Annotated in this window: 14 protein-coding genes; 5 read left to right on the top strand and 9 right to left on the bottom strand. The window is 32.9% G+C overall.

What is annotated here, in order from left to right:
• Positions 1-105: 105 nt before the first annotated feature.
• Both BM077_RS09240 and BM077_RS09235 read left to right on the top strand, forming a co-directional pair.
• Complete coding sequence (locus BM077_RS09240; protein ID WP_089749629.1) at positions 106-2,349, top strand: alpha-amylase family glycosyl hydrolase; 2,244 nt, start codon at positions 106-108, stop codon at positions 2,347-2,349.
• Positions 2,350-2,374: 25 nt separating this feature from the next.
• Positions 2,375-4,285, top strand: a complete 1,911-nt coding sequence (locus tag BM077_RS09235; protein ID WP_089749631.1) for a polysaccharide deacetylase family protein — start codon at positions 2,375-2,377, stop codon at positions 4,283-4,285.
• Positions 4,286-4,443: 158 nt separating this feature from the next.
• Here the strand turns inward: BM077_RS09235 and treZ are convergent, their stop codons facing one another.
• The 3 genes from treZ to BM077_RS09220 form a co-directional block, all read right to left on the bottom strand.
• Positions 4,444-6,252: a malto-oligosyltrehalose trehalohydrolase gene (gene treZ, locus BM077_RS09230; RefSeq protein WP_089749633.1), complete on the bottom strand. Its 1,809-nt coding sequence runs from the start codon at positions 6,250-6,252 to the stop codon at positions 4,444-4,446.
• Positions 6,253-6,339: 87 nt separating this feature from the next.
• On the bottom strand, positions 6,340-6,984 hold the full coding sequence (gene pgmB / locus BM077_RS09225) for a beta-phosphoglucomutase (RefSeq protein WP_176941684.1): 645 nt from the start codon (positions 6,982-6,984) through the stop codon (positions 6,340-6,342).
• Positions 6,985-7,298: 314 nt separating this feature from the next.
• Positions 7,299-9,635 carry a glycoside hydrolase family 65 protein gene (locus tag BM077_RS09220; RefSeq protein ID WP_089749635.1) on the bottom strand — a complete coding sequence of 779 codons (2,337 nt, stop codon included), beginning with the start codon at positions 9,633-9,635 and terminating at the stop codon, positions 7,299-7,301.
• Between the two features lie 297 nt (positions 9,636-9,932).
• On the opposite strand from BM077_RS09220, the gene BM077_RS09215 reads away from it, so the two are divergent.
• Positions 9,933-10,712, top strand: coding sequence for an ATP-binding protein (locus BM077_RS09215; protein ID WP_089749637.1), 780 nt, complete (start codon positions 9,933-9,935; stop codon positions 10,710-10,712).
• A 100-nt stretch (positions 10,713-10,812) separates the two neighbouring features.
• Here BM077_RS09215 and BM077_RS09210 read toward each other — a convergent pair whose 3' ends face one another.
• The 4 genes from BM077_RS09210 to BM077_RS09195 form a co-directional block, all read right to left on the bottom strand.
• Positions 10,813-12,759 (bottom strand): TRAP transporter permease, encoded by a 1,947-nt coding sequence (locus tag BM077_RS09210; RefSeq protein WP_089749639.1) that lies wholly within the window; start codon positions 12,757-12,759, stop codon positions 10,813-10,815.
• 19 nt (positions 12,760-12,778) lie between these two features.
• Entirely contained in the window at positions 12,779-13,294 is a 516-nt protein-coding gene (locus BM077_RS09205) for a DUF1850 domain-containing protein (RefSeq protein ID WP_089749641.1), read from the bottom strand.
• Between the two features lie 58 nt (positions 13,295-13,352).
• Positions 13,353-14,342 (bottom strand): TAXI family TRAP transporter solute-binding subunit, encoded by a 990-nt coding sequence (locus BM077_RS09200; protein WP_089749642.1) that lies wholly within the window; start codon positions 14,340-14,342, stop codon positions 13,353-13,355.
• A 119-nt stretch (positions 14,343-14,461) separates the two neighbouring features.
• Complete coding sequence (locus BM077_RS09195; protein ID WP_089749644.1) at positions 14,462-14,611, bottom strand: DUF1540 domain-containing protein; 150 nt, start codon at positions 14,609-14,611, stop codon at positions 14,462-14,464.
• Positions 14,612-14,751: 140 nt separating this feature from the next.
• Between BM077_RS09195 and BM077_RS09190 the strand changes: the two genes are divergently transcribed.
• Complete coding sequence (locus BM077_RS09190) at positions 14,752-15,054, top strand: hypothetical protein (protein WP_089749646.1); 303 nt, start codon at positions 14,752-14,754, stop codon at positions 15,052-15,054.
• A 220-nt stretch (positions 15,055-15,274) separates the two neighbouring features.
• On the opposite strand, the gene BM077_RS09185 is transcribed toward BM077_RS09190, so the two are convergent.
• Positions 15,275-15,688, bottom strand: coding sequence for a hypothetical protein (locus BM077_RS09185; RefSeq protein ID WP_089749648.1), 414 nt, complete (start codon positions 15,686-15,688; stop codon positions 15,275-15,277).
• A gap of 195 nt (positions 15,689-15,883) precedes the next feature.
• Between BM077_RS09185 and BM077_RS09180 the strand changes: the two genes are divergently transcribed.
• Entirely contained in the window at positions 15,884-17,506 is a 1,623-nt protein-coding gene (locus BM077_RS09180) for a helix-turn-helix domain-containing protein (protein ID WP_089749650.1), read from the top strand.
• Positions 17,507-17,607: 101 nt separating this feature from the next.
• Here the strand turns inward: BM077_RS09180 and BM077_RS09175 are convergent, their stop codons facing one another.
• Entirely contained in the window at positions 17,608-17,805 is a 198-nt protein-coding gene (locus BM077_RS09175) for a hypothetical protein (protein WP_089749651.1), read from the bottom strand.
• Positions 17,806-17,868: the final 63 nt, after the last annotated feature.

The raw sequence follows: 17,868 nt of genomic DNA, 5'->3' as shown, positions 1-17,868 counted from the left end.
TATCCCTCTTTTCGATTTTTACCTGCTATTAAATGTATAAAAGCATACATAATGTAAAAAAATATAAAAAAAGATTTTAAAGAAATTTAATAAAGGAGGAATTATATGTCCCATAAGATAAGAATTCATTATGACAATAAGAACGGTTTTGAAGAGCCAATTATGTGGAACTGGGTTAGTGATGGTGCTACTTTAGAAAGAGAGATAACTCCCGATGGTGAAGATGAGTTTGGTCTCTATTATGACTTGAACCATAATCGTAGCAACTTTAATTTTAACTTTAAAGATGGCAAAAGAGAAAGTACTTCTTGGGAAGATAAGAATCGACACTATCACTTACATCTAGGTGATGAAGTCTGGACTATGGCTGATAGACATAATATCTATCCAGTTCGTCCTGCTGAGCCTAAAGGAAATATTAAAGATTATTATCAAAAGATCAAAGGTCTTATTTATGAAGATAACTTCTATTTTCCAACAACCGATGTCTCAGGTATGGGCACCCCATCTATGCTAGGTGGAAACCTATTAAAAGATGGTTCAGTTATCTTTGGCTTCTTTCATCCTCGAGCAGCCCAAGTCTATTTAGTCGGTAATTTTAATGACTGGCAATGTCCTGGACATCCTAACCCACAACAGGATAAATTTATTAAGATGGACCTCTATCGTGGTTTCTACTATCAACCCAACATTTGGTTAGCTCATATTCAACCTGAAGACCTCCCTTCTCAACCTATTGAATATAAATTCTATATTCAAGGCGGAGCTACTGACGAAGCACGCTACGTACCAGACCCTTATACTAGACTATATAGTGATGATTATAAGAATCGTAATTCAGTAATAGTCAATCCTACAGAATTTAAATGGACTGACCAAGACTGGGAAACTCCTAATATGAAAGATCTAATCATCTATGAACTAAATATTTATGGATTTACTGATAATGACCCTGATATCCCTGATGAAATACAAGGAACTTTTAAAGGAGTTACTAGACGGATTAAGGAAGGTTACTTTAATGAATTAGGAGTAACTGCCATTGAGCTTATGCCTACTGCCGAAGTACCCATGCAACGTGGTTTAGGCTATGAGCCAGCTACTTTCATGGCTATAGAGAAAAACTTTGGAACTCCTGATGATTTCCGTGAAATGGTTAATGAAGCCCACCACCATGGATTAGCAGTCTTTACTGATCAAGTATTTAACCATACTTCTAATGACTTTAACCCTCTCTGGAACTTAATCGATGATGGCTCTAAACCAGGAGGCTTTTACTTCTCTGGCGAAACCCAATGGGGTAATAAAGTAGCAACAGGAAGAGAAGAAGTAGATAATATGCTTATCGATTGTTGTAAGATGTTAATTAAAGAATATCATATTGATGGTTTCCGCTTTGACGCTACTAATAGCCAATTCTTAAATCACAAACTTTTACATCGTTTAGCCCACGAAATTAAGGATTCTGACTTTAAGTCTGATGCTATCTTAATTGCCGAAAATCTACCTAACCAAAAAGACCTTAACTTAGAAGGTTATAATGGTTATGCACAATGGAGTAATATCTTCCATGACAAGATAAAAGCTCTCTTAAGAGAAGGGACCTTTGAAGGTGCTGAAAGTAGCACTGATAATTTAGGTACCATGTTCTATTTTAGTAAAGATAAGTATGCAGCCCATACTAACAATGTCGTTAACTTTGCTGAAAGCCATGACGAAAATAGCGTTCAATACGAAGTAGGGACTGGTGGTGAGCACCTAAAAGATCCAGAAATTAAAAATAGAAAAGCAAAATTAGGTCTTATGTCAACAATGGTCGCTCTTGGCCAACCAATGATCTATATGGGCCAAGAATTTGGGGTTGAACGAGAAAGAAATCGAATTAAAGTTCCATGGCATAGTTACTCTGAAGAAACTAACCATTTCTATCAATGGACAAAAGGATTAATTAACTTAAGAAAACGATACGAAAGTTTAAGAATAGACGGTTATAATCCGATTGAAGAAAGCAAATTTACTTGGATTCTTGCTCCTTGGTTAGATAAAAGACATGGCGGCAATAAAAAAGTTATTGGTTGGCGAGCTAATGCCAAAGGAGATAATGAAGGAAGCATATTAATTATGTTAAATTTTGAGCCGCAAGAAGTAAGAATAGATGTAGAATTCAATACCCCAGGAAGATGGATTAAATTAGCTGATATTGATGAAGTTAATGACCTACCTCCTATCGGAGACCGAGACCTCAATGACCCAGTTAATATCAATTTAGATAGTGAAAAGTTCTCTAACTTTGCCTTACCTCCTTATAGTGGGTTTATTTACAAACATCATACAGAACAAGTTCATTAAATTGGTATCAGAAAGGAGTAAATAAATGAAGGATATATATGTAATCTTAGCTTTCCATGCCCACGAACTTCTATGGGAACTTCCTAATACTTTATTATCGTATTTAGATGAAGAAAACTCTATGAAAGACTCCTTAACGACAGAAAATTATTTAAAGGAAAGACAAGAAGAAGGTAGAGATATCTATACCTTATGTAGTAAATTTGGTGATAATCTAGATGCTCCTTTATGTGTAGAATATACTAATGAACTTTTAATCCAAATAAAAAAAGTTATGCCTGAAACTTTTGAACAACTAAAGCAAGACTATAAACGGGGAAGAATCTATCCCTTATATGGTCATGCTCATCATGCACATGTTTCTTTATTAAATCAAGATGAAATTAAACAAGAGATAGCCTGGAATAGACAGTATCTTCATAACTCGATGAAAGTTCCTTATCCTAAGTATAATGGATTATTTCCGCCGGAAGATTCCCTAGACCATGATAAATTAGGAGCAATTGAAAAAGCCAATATTGATTATCTAATCTTCCCTCATTTGGAAGAAGGGAAAGTACCTTATGAAATAGAGAAGGAAGGTGATTACACTTATAAGCCTTTCTTCATTGCAGCACCAAATCAGAATATTCTTGCTTTTCCACGAAATTTCCCTGTATCACAAGAAATATGGCGTCCAATTACAAAGATGAAGCGGGATGAAGTTAAGTCACAGGGCTATATGTTAGGAGACTTTCCTGTCTTCGATAATGAATATATCGATGGTGACAAAGAAGAGTTTCCGATTAGCATGGAGCAAGGAGTTGCAATGTATAAGAAGGTTCTACGCCAAGAACTCGAAAATGCCCCTAATAATGGAGTATTAACCTATATTCAAGACTTAGAATTAATGGACTTTGGAGATATAGCCCTAGAAATAATGGAAAAAGCCTGGAAGGAGATCTTATCTGAAGACAAAGAAAAATATAAGATACAATTTGTTACTCCAGATCAATATATAGATAAAGTCTTAGATAAAGAAGCAATAGATAAACTAGCTAAAGTTAAGTTTGATAAGGTCTGCTGGGCACCAGAAATCAGACTTATTCTTAGAACTGATGGTCATTATCCACCAATAGGAGTAAGCGGAACCGGAAAGTATACTAGAGAAAAGACTGGAATCTATGACCATCCCCACATCTTTTGGGAGAATGGCAAGTACTACTGTGGTATCTTTGATCAGCTAATCAACCTGTTTAGTATAACTGATACTATCCCGCTTAATATAGAAAAGCTTGGACAAAAAGATTATGATCTAGCAAAAGAAAGTTTAGAATCACAAGTCATTCTATATTCAAGAATCATGAAGCGAGCTTGTAACTGGGGCTGGCGTCCAACCGAAGGAAGACAGAAAAGACCATGTTTATTAGGTTATTTACTCGCTTCTACTCTCTTAAAACGACTTGAAGAAACCCCAGACGCTTTAACTCTAAATAGGGAATTACAGAGGATAGATAACCATAACTTAGTCGGGCTAAGCGAAACCCTCGAAGTCTTCATTAATGGACGGTTAAATTATCTGCGCTATGGTTTAGATGAGTTGAGTGAAAAAGAAGATAAAGACTTATCACCTGCATACGCTCTATTTAAAGATGTTGAAGACTGGAAACAGGAAGCTTTAAAACAAACAAAAAAATTATATACTATTAATCAAAGTAAGATGACACCTAAAAATTTAAAAGAAATCTTAAAACTTTTACAAGATTATTCACAAGCAGTATATCTTGCTACCGATTTTATTCAAAAGATATGGGGTGAAAGCTCAGACCCAGAATTTATAGTAGCTAAGATGTATCACTATCTTTATGACCTTTATCCACCTATCTTTCCGCAGATGATCGATACAATAGCTACTATGAATGAGAAAGATATAGAAGAATATTTTGCAAAACTTTAAGAAAAAAGGCTGCTAATGAATTAATTAATTCATTAACAGCCTAAAATAATATAACTAAGGTTCTTCAACACACTACATATATGCCATCAATATAATTTCATCCCCTATCGTTCACTTTGCTCCTATGATTATATGCGAAAGCTAATTTTAAACTAATATTAATTATTTAATTCAGTTTCAATAATCAACATCTGACCTTCCTTTAGTTCTTCACTTCTTCCTTCTTCTCTTCCACCATACCTTGTCCAATTAGAATTAAATATCTGTCTTCCAGCAGGATGACTAATCGCTACTCCACTTTCACCTAGATTAAAGTAAGCCATTAATTTAGCATTTTCATACCAGCGTGATACTTTAATGGTTCTTTTCTCTTCATCTACTTCTACCTCTAATCTATCTTTATCTAATCTCTTTAGAACTGGATGGGAGACTCTTAAATTTATTAAATCTTTGTAGAAATTAAATATCGATTGGTTCTCTTTATCCCATTGATCTTTAGGTGTTAATTTTGAATTATAAAAGGTCTCTGAATCCTGTGGACCAGGCACTTCATCCCAACTGAAATTTTCGAATTCTTTTCTTCGTCCCTCAGAGACTGCTTTTTGTAATTCAGAATCTTGATAATCCGTAAAGAATAAAAACGGCTTCTTCTCTCCGTACTCTTCCCCCATAAAAACCATCGGAATATAAGCCGAAAATAAGACCAAACCAGCAGCTGCTTTTAAATATGGAAACTCTATTAAAGTAGCAATTCTATCACCCTTAGCTCGATTTCCTACTTGGTCATGATTTTGCAGAGCTACTACAAACTGGTTCCCAGGATGTTGAGAGGCATCAGTACCCCGCTCTTCATCTAAATATTCTGAATATTGACCAGTATATAGGTAGTTCTTATATGCTTTCTCGAAATCTTTAATCTCTCCATAATCCATATAATACCCTTCAGCTTCTCCGGTCATAGTTACATGAATACAATGATGAAAATCATCCATCCATTGCGCATCAATGCCATAACCGCCTTCATCTAATGGCTTAATTAACTGCACATCATTACTTTCACTCTCCGCAATTATTACTATTTCCCTATCTAATTCATCAGCTATTATTTTTACAGTTTCACTTATTTTAGCTAAGATGTGAACCGGACTTTCATCCTTAATAGCATGAACTGCATCTAATCTCAACCCATCAAAATGATAGACTTCTAACCAATAACGTATATTATCTAAGACCATCTGCCTAGTATATTCACTATAATGATCATCAAAATTTACTGCTGGACCCCAAGGGGTTTCGTGTTTATCAGTAAAATAAGGTCCATACTCAGGTAAATAGTTCCCTTCAGGTCCAAAATGATTATAGACTACATCCAGAATTACCCCTATCCCTTTCTGATGACAGCAGTCTATTAAATACTTTAAATCATCCGGCGTACCATAATTACTATTCACGCTAAATAAACCAGTTCCATCATACCCCCAATTCCATCTTCCTGGCGTCTGAGTAATTGGCATAATCTCTATTGTATTAACGCCCAACTCTAATAGATAATCAAGCTTATCCACTGCTGCTCTAAATGTACCTTCCTCAGTAAAAGTTCCTATATGAACCTCCATGATAATTAATTCCTCTTGCTTATGTCCTTGCCATCGACCATCCTGCCAATGATAAACTTGATGGTCAATCAGCTGTGAAAATCCATGTACTCCATTAGGTTGAAAATTAGAATAAGGATCAGGCAACTCTTGCTCATCATTAAGTTTAAATTTATATAATAGATTTAAATCTTCAACTCCTATTGTAGTAGTATAAAGATGAGGCTTCTCCTCAATCATAGGAACTTCTGTTCTCTTACCTCGCTCCTTAATAACAAACTTCACATCGTCTTTCTCAAAAGCAAAAACCCTAACCTTAACATTCTTCTTTTGATAATCGCTAATCCAAGCACCCATTCTACCAATAAACATTTAAATACCACCTTTTCATTTAATTCCAACTGCCATTACTCAACCTCAGCCTTAACCTTAGTCTCAATCTTAACCTCAACCTTAGCCTTAACCTAATATTTCCTCCAACTCAATATCTTTAACTTGGTCATAGCGATAATGAGCTTTACCTACTCTTGCATCTGGACCAATCCCAACTGCTATCATATTAGCTCTTAAGGCTGCCACTATCCCCGCTTTAGCATCCTCTATAACTACACAACTCTCTGGAGCAACTTCTAATTTTTCTGCTGTATGAAGAAAGATATCCGGCGCAGGCTTAGCATTATTAACACTATGCCCATCGGAGATCGTATCAAATATATCTCCTACTCCTAGATTCTTGATAACCGGCTTAACATTTCTGCTAGATGAAGCAACCGCAAGTTTAAAATTCCTCTTCCTTAATTCCATTATTATCTCTTTAATTCCAGGTAAAAGGTCTTCTTCAGTAATCTCATTTATAAACTCTTGATAATAACCATTCTTACGCTCCATCATCTCTTCCTTCTCTTCTTCACTCACTTCTCGACCATCCAGTAAGATTTCAAGTGACTTACGTCTTGATACTCCTCTAAGTTCTTCATTATCTTCTTTAGAAAAGTCTATTCCCTCTTCTTCTGCTAAACGCTTCCAACCTAAATAATGATACTTTGCTGTATCTGTAATTACTCCATCAAGGTCAAATATGAAGGCTTTAATTTTATCCTTAATTATGATCACCTCTTTTTAGCAATAGAATATTATCGACTAAATGAGCTTAATGTTTATAAGAGTTCGCAAACTCTTATATTTTCGTTCACTTCAATTATATTTGAAATCTAGGTTCTTGCATAATCAATTGATATCGCCTACGAATTCCGCAACGACTTTCATAAATAAAACATGTGTTGTTTTCAAACTCCCTAACGGTCAAACAGAAAACAACTTTAACCATGTTTTATTTACTCCAGTCTGCTCCATTCTAAATGGCTAACATCATTCGATTATGCACGAAATCTAACTTTTTAACTGATATTACTCCAATACTATAATTCTTTAGTAGCTATTCTTTGTTTAGACTGATTTAAGTTAATCTCATTATCTGCATGAATAATATTTAATTCCTCTCCACTTAATAATTCATACTTTACATTATCCTCTTTAACTACAACCTTAATCTGCCGATTTTGAAACTTAATCTTAAATTCATACCCGTCCCAATCGACTGGCAAATAAGGATTAAAATAAAGCTGTCCATTATAATTTCGCATCCCAGCAAACCCCATCACTAATACTAACCAAGAGCTGGCCATACAAGCTGCATGTATACCTTGATAAGTACTTTCATGATAGTCATCAAGATCTATTCTAATCGTATGTAACAAATAATTATAAGCATCTTTATAATATCCAATCTCACTCGCAATTATGCTATAAATTGATGGCGATAGAGATGAATCATGAATAGTCTTAGGTTCATAAAAGTCATAATTGGCTTTCTTTTCTTCCAAGTTAAATTGATCCCCTAGTAATAACATTAACAGAATAATATCAGCCTGTTTTATCACCTGATAACGCCATATAATTAGTGGATGCCAGTTTCTAACTAATGGAATATCCTCCTCATCAATATTCTCTACATCAATAGATGCTTTGTATAAGAATGAATCATCTTGCGGATGAATGCCTAGTTCTTCATTATAAGGAAGATAAATATCTTGGATAATATTCTTCCATTCTTCTACTTCCGAATCCTTAAGCTTAACCCTCTCTTTTAATAAATCTAAATGGTGAGGGCTATCTTCTGCCATTAACTCAATTGTCTTAACTGCAGACTTCAAATTGAATTTAGCCATATAATTAGTATAGCAATTGTTGTTCTCGCCTGGTTCATACTCATCTGGACCACACACTTCATTAAAACAGAATTTATTATCATTTAAAGGGATATAATCACCTAAACTAACCCACATTCGGGCAGTCTCTACTAAAATTTCACTTCCATATCGATATAAAAATTCGTAGTCATTAGTAGCATTATAATATTGATAGATCCCATATGCTATGTCAGCATTAATATGATACTGAATTGTTGAGCCCATAAAGAATCCAGATGCTTCCTCTCCATTTATTGTTCTCCAAGGAAAAAGGGCACCATTTAATTTCATTCTACTAGCATTATCTCGTGCTTCATCAAGTGTCTTATAACGATACATTAATAACTCTTTAGCAATCTTAGGCTTACTATATAAGAAGAAAGGAAGAATATATATTTCTGTATCCCAAAAATAATGTCCCTCATAAAACTCACCAGTTAAGCCTTTAGCTGCTATATTAGCTTCCCCATCTCTACTAGTTGATTGTAAAAGATGAAAAGCATTAAACCGAAAAGCCTGCTGTAACGCTGGTTTATTATAAATTTTCACATCTACATCTTCCCAGTAATTACGAAGAAAATTTTTATGCTCACTTAAAATTTTTTGCCAACCCTTTGTCACTACACTCTCTAACTCATTTAAAATCTGGTCTTTTAAATAATTTCTATCGATATCTAATGAGGTATATAAACAAGCATATTTTGTTAAGCAATATTCATTCTCCTTATTAGCTTCTATCTTAAACTGATTCACTAACTTATCTTCCTGAATAAAATAGGATTCTTTAAAATCAAAATTAGAAATTGATAACCTGTTCCTGATACCAGCACCAATAGAAATATCACTATTTTGAGTCTCTTGAATAATATATCCTTTTTTCTCCACAAACCCCATATCACTGATCTTTAAAGCTTCTTGATTTCGTAAGGTATGATAATTTCTTGCATCTCCATCAATCGATGATGAAAACTCTATTGTCCCATCAAAATTAAGTGGAGTAACCTTATAGTTAATCACTCCAATATGCTTATGAGTAAGAGATAAGAAACGAACAATTTTAATCTGTACTCTCTTTCCTTCTGGACTAGTCCAAACTAACTCTCTAATTAAAGTCCCCTCCTTCATATCCAGAATACGCTGGTAACTACTCACCTCTCCTTTTAACATATTAAACTTTTCCCTAGCTAAATAAAGGTCTATTCCGGTCCAATCAGCTAAATTTAAGATCGTCTGTCTCTTTTCTGGCAAATCAGGAGCTTTCTCTCCATAAATCATATCTTCTATTTCATATATCCCATTTATATAAAGACCAGGAGTTGTAGTTTCCGATGGCCCAGTGTATTCTTCTTCTAAAGTACCTCTTAAACCCATATAGCCGTTACCAAGAGCAAAAATAGTCTCATTATGATGATTGTACTCTACCTTAAACTCTTCCTCAGTTATCTTCCAGGGCTCATATTTATATAGTGGAGACTGACTAACCTTTTTCCGATGATAATCACGCATAAATAATATTCCTTTCTATTTAAGAAATCTTTTAGTTACAATAACCTCTTAACTTTTTATTTTATTATTCGACTATTATTTAAATTTATACAGAAATTAAAGGTAATATACAATAAAAATACTACCTCTGTGATAAATTAAATGATTTTAATGTGATGAAATTAACAGATGAAAAACCTAAAATAAGCTATCATATAGACAAGAAGAGAACAATAATAGTTAACAATATTATAGCAAGCTAATCAAGCTAATAATAATTACTCAATAAAATTAAGTTACCGAAAGGGGTAGATAATAATGGCTAAAAGAAAAATTATTAAAATCGACGAGGAAAAATGTAACGGATGTGGTGAATGTGTAACTGGATGTCATGAAGGAGCATTACAGATTATTGATGGAAAAGCTAAGTTAGTAAATGAATCTTTCTGTGATGGTTTTGGTGACTGTATTGGTGGATGTCCAACTGGAGCGTTAGTTATTGAAGAAAGAGAAGCTGAAGAATTCGACTTAGAAGCAACAGCAAAACATGTTAAGGAATTACGAGGTGAAGAAGCAGTTAATGAAATGATGAAAGCTCAAAAAGCTCACGGACAAGAGATTCCTAACCAAAAGCCTCAACACTCTGGAGGATGTCCTGGTGCTAGAATGAGAATGATGGAGAAAAATAATGAAAGCAAAGATACAAATGAAGATAATAATGAAGCTAGAGTAGAATCACAACTACAACAATGGCCAGTAGAAACTCATTTACTTTCACCTTCAGCTCCTTACTTTAAAAATGCTGATCTATTAGTTACAGCTGACTGTGTCCCAGTAGCTTATGCTAATTATCATCAAGATTTATTAAAAGGTAGAGCTGTAGCAATCGGTTGTCCTAAATTAGATGATGCCAATGCTTATATAGAAAAGTTCAAAGCGATCATTAAGAATAATGACCTAAATAGTATTACAGTAGCACGTATGGAAGTTCCTTGCTGCGGAGGTTTAGTACAGATCGTTAAGGAAGCTGTTCAGGAAGCCAATTCTGATTTAGATGTTAATGTAAAGATTATAAGTATTGATGGTAAATTGAAATAAATAAAGTATTATTGACTATCTAAAACAAGATTAATACAAAAAGAGTTTCAATCAGAATTCCGATTGAAACTCTTTTTATTAGCTAAGAATCTTTAAAACACTATGCCGCAAGCTCCTCTTCGACTGAATCTTTCGCTCGTTTATCCTGTAAAATCCAGACTAAAATTAAAACAACTAATCCTATCAGATCACTAGATAATCCAGGCATCAATAAAGCTAATGCACTAATTATTAGCAATCCTCTCTCTACTAAATTAGTTTCTAGCTTCAAATAACCTAAAACTCCTCCTGCTAAGGCTAACACACCTAATAAAGCACTACCTGACATCGTAATAATTTCTAGCCAATTAGTATCAATTAATAACAGTTCAGGAGAATAAGCAAAGACAAATGGAACAACAAAACCAGCAATTGCTAACTTAACCGCTGTAATTCCGGTCTTTAAAGGATTAGAACCAGCAATTCCAGCTCCTGCGTAAGCAGCTAATGCTGCCGGTGGAGTTAGATCTGCTACTACTCCAAAGTATAATACAAATAAATGAGCTGCTAAGATTGGCACTCCTAATTTAACTAAAGCAGGAGCAGCCATAGCCGCTAAAACTATATAAGTTGCCGTTGTTGGCAATCCCGTTCCTAAAATAGTACAAGCCACCATAGTAAATACTAAAGCTAAAAAGAGATTTCCATTAGCTAAAGCAACAGTAATTGTCGTAAATTTTAATCCTAAACCGGTTAGAGTCGTAACTCCAACAATAAACCCAACACAAGCACAGGCCGCCGCTACTCCTAATGCACTTCGAGCACCTTCTTCTAATGTTATAATCACGTCTTTTAAACTCATTCTTGTATCTTTACGTAAAAAACTCAAACCGAAAGCTAAAACTATACCTACAAAAGCTGCTCTAAGTGGAGTATAACCTTGGAATAGATAATAGAAGATAGCAGCTAGAGGAATTAACATATGTCCTCGTGTCTTCAAAATATCCATAACTTTAGGAATTCGGTCCTTGCTCATACCGCTTAGTCCTAACTTCTTAGCCTCAAAATGAACCATTAAACCTACAGATAAATAGTATAAGAGCGCTGGTAAGATTGCTGCCTTAGCGATAGTCATATATGGGACACCAATAAATTCAGACATAATAAATGCTGCCGCCCCCATAATCGGTGGCATGATCTGTCCTCCAGTAGAAGCTGATGCCTCTACAGCTGCAGCAAACCGTGGTTTATAACCAACATTCTGCATCAACGGAATAGTAAATGAACCAGTAGTTACCGTATTTGCTACTGAACTTCCTGAAATAGAACCCATTAAACCACTAGAAACTACAGCAGCCTTTGCTGGTCCACCAGTAGTTTTACCGGTCAAAGCAATTGCTAAATCGATAAAGAGTTCACCTAATCCAGTTCGTTTAGCAAAAGCTCCTAATAATAAGAATAAAAAGACATAAGTCGCCGAAACCCCGAGAGGAATTCCGAAGATTCCTTCAGTAGTAAAGAACATATAAGTCGTAAGTCTTGAAAGAGAAAAACCTCTATGAGCTAACATCCCTGGCATTTGTGGACCAAAATAAGCATATATCAAGAAAATAGAAGAAATAAGTGGTAACTCCCAACCAATTACTCGTCTAGTTGCTTCCAGTACTAAAATAATAGCAATACCAGCCATAATTTCATCTACATTAGTATAGATTCCTGCTCTTCTAACTAACTCCATATAATTAATTAAAATATAACTAGTAACTACTGCCCCTAAAATAGCCAGAATATAATCGATAAATAATAATTTTTTGTTATCCATCCACTTCTTCTTAGCAGGATATAATAAAAAGATTAAGACTAAAAGAAAGCCTAAATGTACTGCCCTTTGTTTTAGAGCCAATAAAACTCCAAAACCAGCGGTATAAAGATGGAACAGAGACATCCCAACAGCAATAATAGTAATAATAATAGCCATAATTCCTGTATAATTTCTGAAATTACTAGTAGTATCAAACTCTTTTAATAGCTTCGATGTATCTTGTGTTTTCTTGTCTGCTTCAGCCATTTTATTACCTCCTTTGTAATCAATTGAGTAATTTATATTTTAATAAAGCCAATAAACTCTTTTCTTTAACTTTTATTATTACTAAATTCTGAGGTTCTGTCATCTGGTATAATTTATACTCTTGTTTATTAATTATGAACCTATGCAATGCATAATCACTAACTCGTAGGGGAATTAAATTTAGCTCTTTATCGATATTTTTAATTTCAAATTTATCATCCTCTATAACATAAGTATGTTGCTTTAAAAATGGTAACCCTGCACCATAAGATTCATATTTAGTCCCGGTCAAATATAACTTATCATCTTTAACTGCAAAGTATTCCCAAACTGGCGTTCGCTCCACTGAATGCAAATACTTAATAGCAAACTTAACAGTACCTTGACCTGGCTGCTGCCAAATTACCTTACCACTTTCTGATTCCTTAATTACTAGCCATTTAGAATTAACTATCAAAAGACTACTTATTACCAAAACTATAATTAAAATAATCATAAACAAATTATTATTACGCATAAAATGATAACCGGGCATTATTAATAATGCCCGGAAATCCTCCTCCCATTACTTTAGTAAATGTTAGAGCTATGATTTATTTTACTTCTTCAAAGTATTTTTTAGCTCCTGGATGGAGTGGAATAGTCATTCCGTCCTGTGCATTCTCAACCTTAATATCTTTAGCTCGCTTATGAGCTGCAATTAAAACATCTCTATTCTCAAAGATTGCCTTAGTAATATCATATACTAATTCTTTCGACAAGCTCTTCTGTACTACTAATGTAGCCTTTAGAGCAATAGTCTGCACTTCTTCCTCTTGACCATTATAAGTATTAGCTGGAACTTCAACTTTAGTTAAATAAGAATACTTGGAATTTAACTCTTTAATCTGTTCATCAGTAAAGTTCATTAAATCGATATTCTGAGTAGCGGCAACATCCATCACTGCTGCTGTAGGCACACCTGCTGTTAAGAAGACAGCATCTATTTGACGGTTCTTTAACCTTCCTGCTGCTTCAGCAAAAGAAAGAAAGTCTTCTTCTATATCATCATAAGTAATACCAAAAGTATTCAAAATCTGCTTAGCATTTGCTTCTACTCCACTGCCTGGAGCTCCAACCGCTACTCTTTTTCCTTTTAAATCTTTAATATCAGTAATATTTGCTTCATCACGAACTACAACTTGGATGATTTCTGGATATAAAGTAGCAACTCCTTGCATATTTGTAATTGGCTTACCTTCAAACTTATTCTTACCATTAACAGCATAACTGGCAATATCATTCTGTAGAATTGCTAACTCTACCTGCTTCTTACCAATCAAGCGACTATTAGTTACCGAAGCACCTGTTGACTGAGCTGAAGCACTTACGTTAGTAACTTCTTCATTAATAATTTTAGCTATCGCTCCACCTATTGGATAATATGTTCCAGACGTTCCTCCAGTAGCAATCGACAAAAATTGCTTCTCCTCTTTTTGCTGGTCTGCTGCATTATTATTTCCTGATGAACAACCAACAACAATTAAACCTACTACTACTAACAAGATTAAAGACATCGTTACTCCTTTTTTTCTCAATCTCATACTCACTACTCCTCCTTAATATTTTTTTCACAACCTAACCCATAGTAACTCATATTATAGCAGATTACTAGGGTCTTGTCAAAAAAAGTACTGACTCAAAGTCAGTACTGATTCAACTATTATTCTCTTCTAAAACTGCGACATTTAGTACCTTCTGCCCTTGTAGTATAAGGACTATTATCATCACAATAAACTTTAATCTTATCTAATGTACACTCTTCTTCTAATTGGTGGACACAGTTGACTACATGACATTCAATTTCTGCCATTATCTTCACCTCTTATCTTTATCTTTAATAATATATTAACCAAACTAATATTATTTATAACCTAATATTTTAATTCACATAAATATGCTTATATTTAAAATTAATTTTGGCTATCTTAAAAGATAAGGACGGTGATATAAATGAGAACATTAATTATTAGATTTGGAATTGTTGCTATCTTAATGCTGTTTATTGGATTTATCAGTACTACTTTTAACTCTTTAGCTGTATTAAATCTAATTTTAGTCTCTTTAATGATCTCTATTGCTAATTATCTAGTCAAATTTATCTTAGATGAAGGCACTGCTCCTATTATTAGGGGGATAGTAAATTTTATTGTAGCCACTATAATTCTTACTTTCTTTACTGGATTAGGTTATGGTACTTTTCTAGCAGCCTTAATTATTGGCTTATTAGAGACTATAATCTTAACTAGAATCTAATATCATCTCCAAAGCTCCTAAATCAGGGGCTTTTTTATTTTGCGTTTATTATTGATTGGCTTTGCGTTCATTACTCTTCTTCCTTTGCAATTATTACCGTTTCAATTCTTAAATGCAATTTGATTAATTAGCTTATTGTTTTTACGAATATTATTTTTTGCTTTAATGATAATAAAAATAGCTATTTATCCCACAACTTATCCACATCCCTTTGGATTAGTTACTCCTCATAATTAACTATGCTTGGACAATTTAAATAATCAAGATAATAACCAGAGTCCGAAAAGATATCATCAATGATTTCATCTGATAACTCCAAATCTAATTCAATATCGATATGAAGTTCATTTACTAAATTAGCTAAATCATCTATTACTTTATAGATATAATCTTTACGACCTTCTAGAGTTGTAAGTGAATCATCATCAACACTAACTTGATCAAAGTTTAACGAATTAATTATTACTTCATTAAAATTTTTTAATAAAAATGCTTTCTTTATACTACTACATATATCCTGTAAACAGAAGTGATCTAATTGCCCAGAGAAATCATCTTCTCCTGCAAACACAAGTTCCACCTTATCTAACTCTGATATCGATTTAATATTTAAAATTAATTTTCCACCTTTCATTACTCTCACCTCTTAACTTCAATACCAAAATTAGGATTTCTATTTATTAATATACTACATAATAATTAAATTTCCTGCATAGATTAGAAGTATAAGGTAGTTTGTGTTTGTTAAAAATAAATTGCAAATAAGAAATAAAGGTTTGTTTTTGAGAGATTAAGCAAATTTGCTTAAACACAAAATTGAGGTGTAAAAATGAATCAAGTTGTAAATAACTTTTCAAAAAAAGAAACTGAGACTTTTTATTATCAATTGAATCCAGGAGCACGTATTAAATTTATTAGAAAAAAGCTAATGGCTTCTTCCAATAGAGATTACTCATTAACAGCTCTGGCTAAAGAAATTAATACTCACGCTTCTACTCTTTCACGCTTTGAAAATAACAACACTAATTTGCAGTTAGAAACATTCTTAAAATTAACTAATTATCTAGATTGTAGTTTAGACTTAGCTCTTAAAGGGAGATTAATCTATCGTAATCCTAAATTTAATTCAGTCATCAAAGAAGAACTAAAAAACTTAACCAATTATAACAAACGAATTAAATATATTCATAAAGAACTTAAGCTAAATACTAAAGACTTAAAAGAATCCATCGTCAGTCTTTCAACTTTTAATAAAATTATTAATAATAAAGTCAAACCTAAAATTAAAACGATTGTCCAAATCGGCGACTTATTTGATATAAGTCTGGACTTATTAATTCATGGTTACCATCCAAATAACCAACTAAAACCTCTTGACCAATATAAAACTAATTTAAAGCGTCTAACAACCGATTTTCCGGATCAATTAAAAATTTTAAAAACAATTACTGATCGACAATTTGATAAAGAAGACTTAAAGTTAAAGTTTACTAATATTCTTAATCACTTAATAAAGGTAATAGATTTATTACCTAAACAACTAAGATTAAGTGAATTACTAATTCATAATTTCCAGTCTAAATTAGATAAGGTTATAAAATTCTACCAACCACTAGCTAGAATTATTAAAGTTTTAGATAAAATCATTAAGACCTCTGCTACAACTATGACTATAAAGACTGAATTTATTAATTCTTTAATAACTATTGAACAGAAACTAAACGAGTTACTGCTCACTTTAGACGGCTTACATTTTCATCAACAAGCTAAAGAAGTCAGCTTTGATAAGTCATTAACCATCTTTAGTACTATCATTAATCCTTTATCGCAAATTGCTCAAAATTTAGAAGACTTATCCTTCTCTAATTCAACTATATCAAAGACTACTCAAAAAAATAATGATAATCCTAATACTACTAATAAAACAATTGCACCAAATAAGTCTCTTGTTCAAAGGACTAACCATAGCCTTTCTAATCAGACAGAGATTAACCGTAAATATAGCCCTAGTCTAAAAAAACTCTATTTGGAAGTAGACGAGCAACTAAATAGAGTTAAGAAAGAATTAAATAAATACCAAAATAAATTAAATCATAATCAACAAATAGAAAAATTGCCAGTTCCCTGGCAATTATATGACTTATTACAATTAGAATTAAAATTATTATTAAATAAGGAATTCATCTTAAAAAACTCACCAAATAAAAACATAGAAATAACCTTACAGAGATTATTACTATATCTAATAAATTTTTTATATCCTTTTAGTAAGCTATTAAAAGGGTTAAATAATAAAACTATCTATCAAGAATATTATACTAATCGTTTAATCAAAATTATAGCTCAAGAATTATTAATATTACCAACTGATTATAACCTATTATCAGAAAATCTATTGAAAAATTTTAAACACAAGACTGAAGAATTTATTAATGTGATAAATACCACTTAATTTATTCAATAAATATCTAGATTAATCCCTTTTAAAGTGACACTTTGCCTTTCATTCTGTATTATAATTAAAAAAGGGGCTATAATATAGCCCCCTTAAGTTTAATCTTTCTTCTTAGTTTTTATCTCTGGTGCCTCATCATGAATATCAAAATCATCTGGACTTATATCTTCAGCCATTTCAATATCGTCAATACTAATATCCTCACCAAATTCCATATCATCGGGGTTAAAAGCCTCTACAATTTCAATAGTCTCTTTATTAAGTTCTTTAGTTGGTGGAATTTTATTTTTAGCCATTCCTGATTCCTCCCTTTAATATTTACTCTTTAGTATTTCCTATCTTTAAGAAATTAATCAAAA

Origin of the sequence: Candidatus Frackibacter sp. WG13, assembly GCF_900114655.1 — a bacterium.
Classification (GTDB): Bacteria; Bacillota; Halanaerobiia; order Halobacteroidales; family Acetohalobiaceae; genus Frackibacter.
This window is presented reverse-complemented; position numbering and strand designations above follow the sequence as displayed.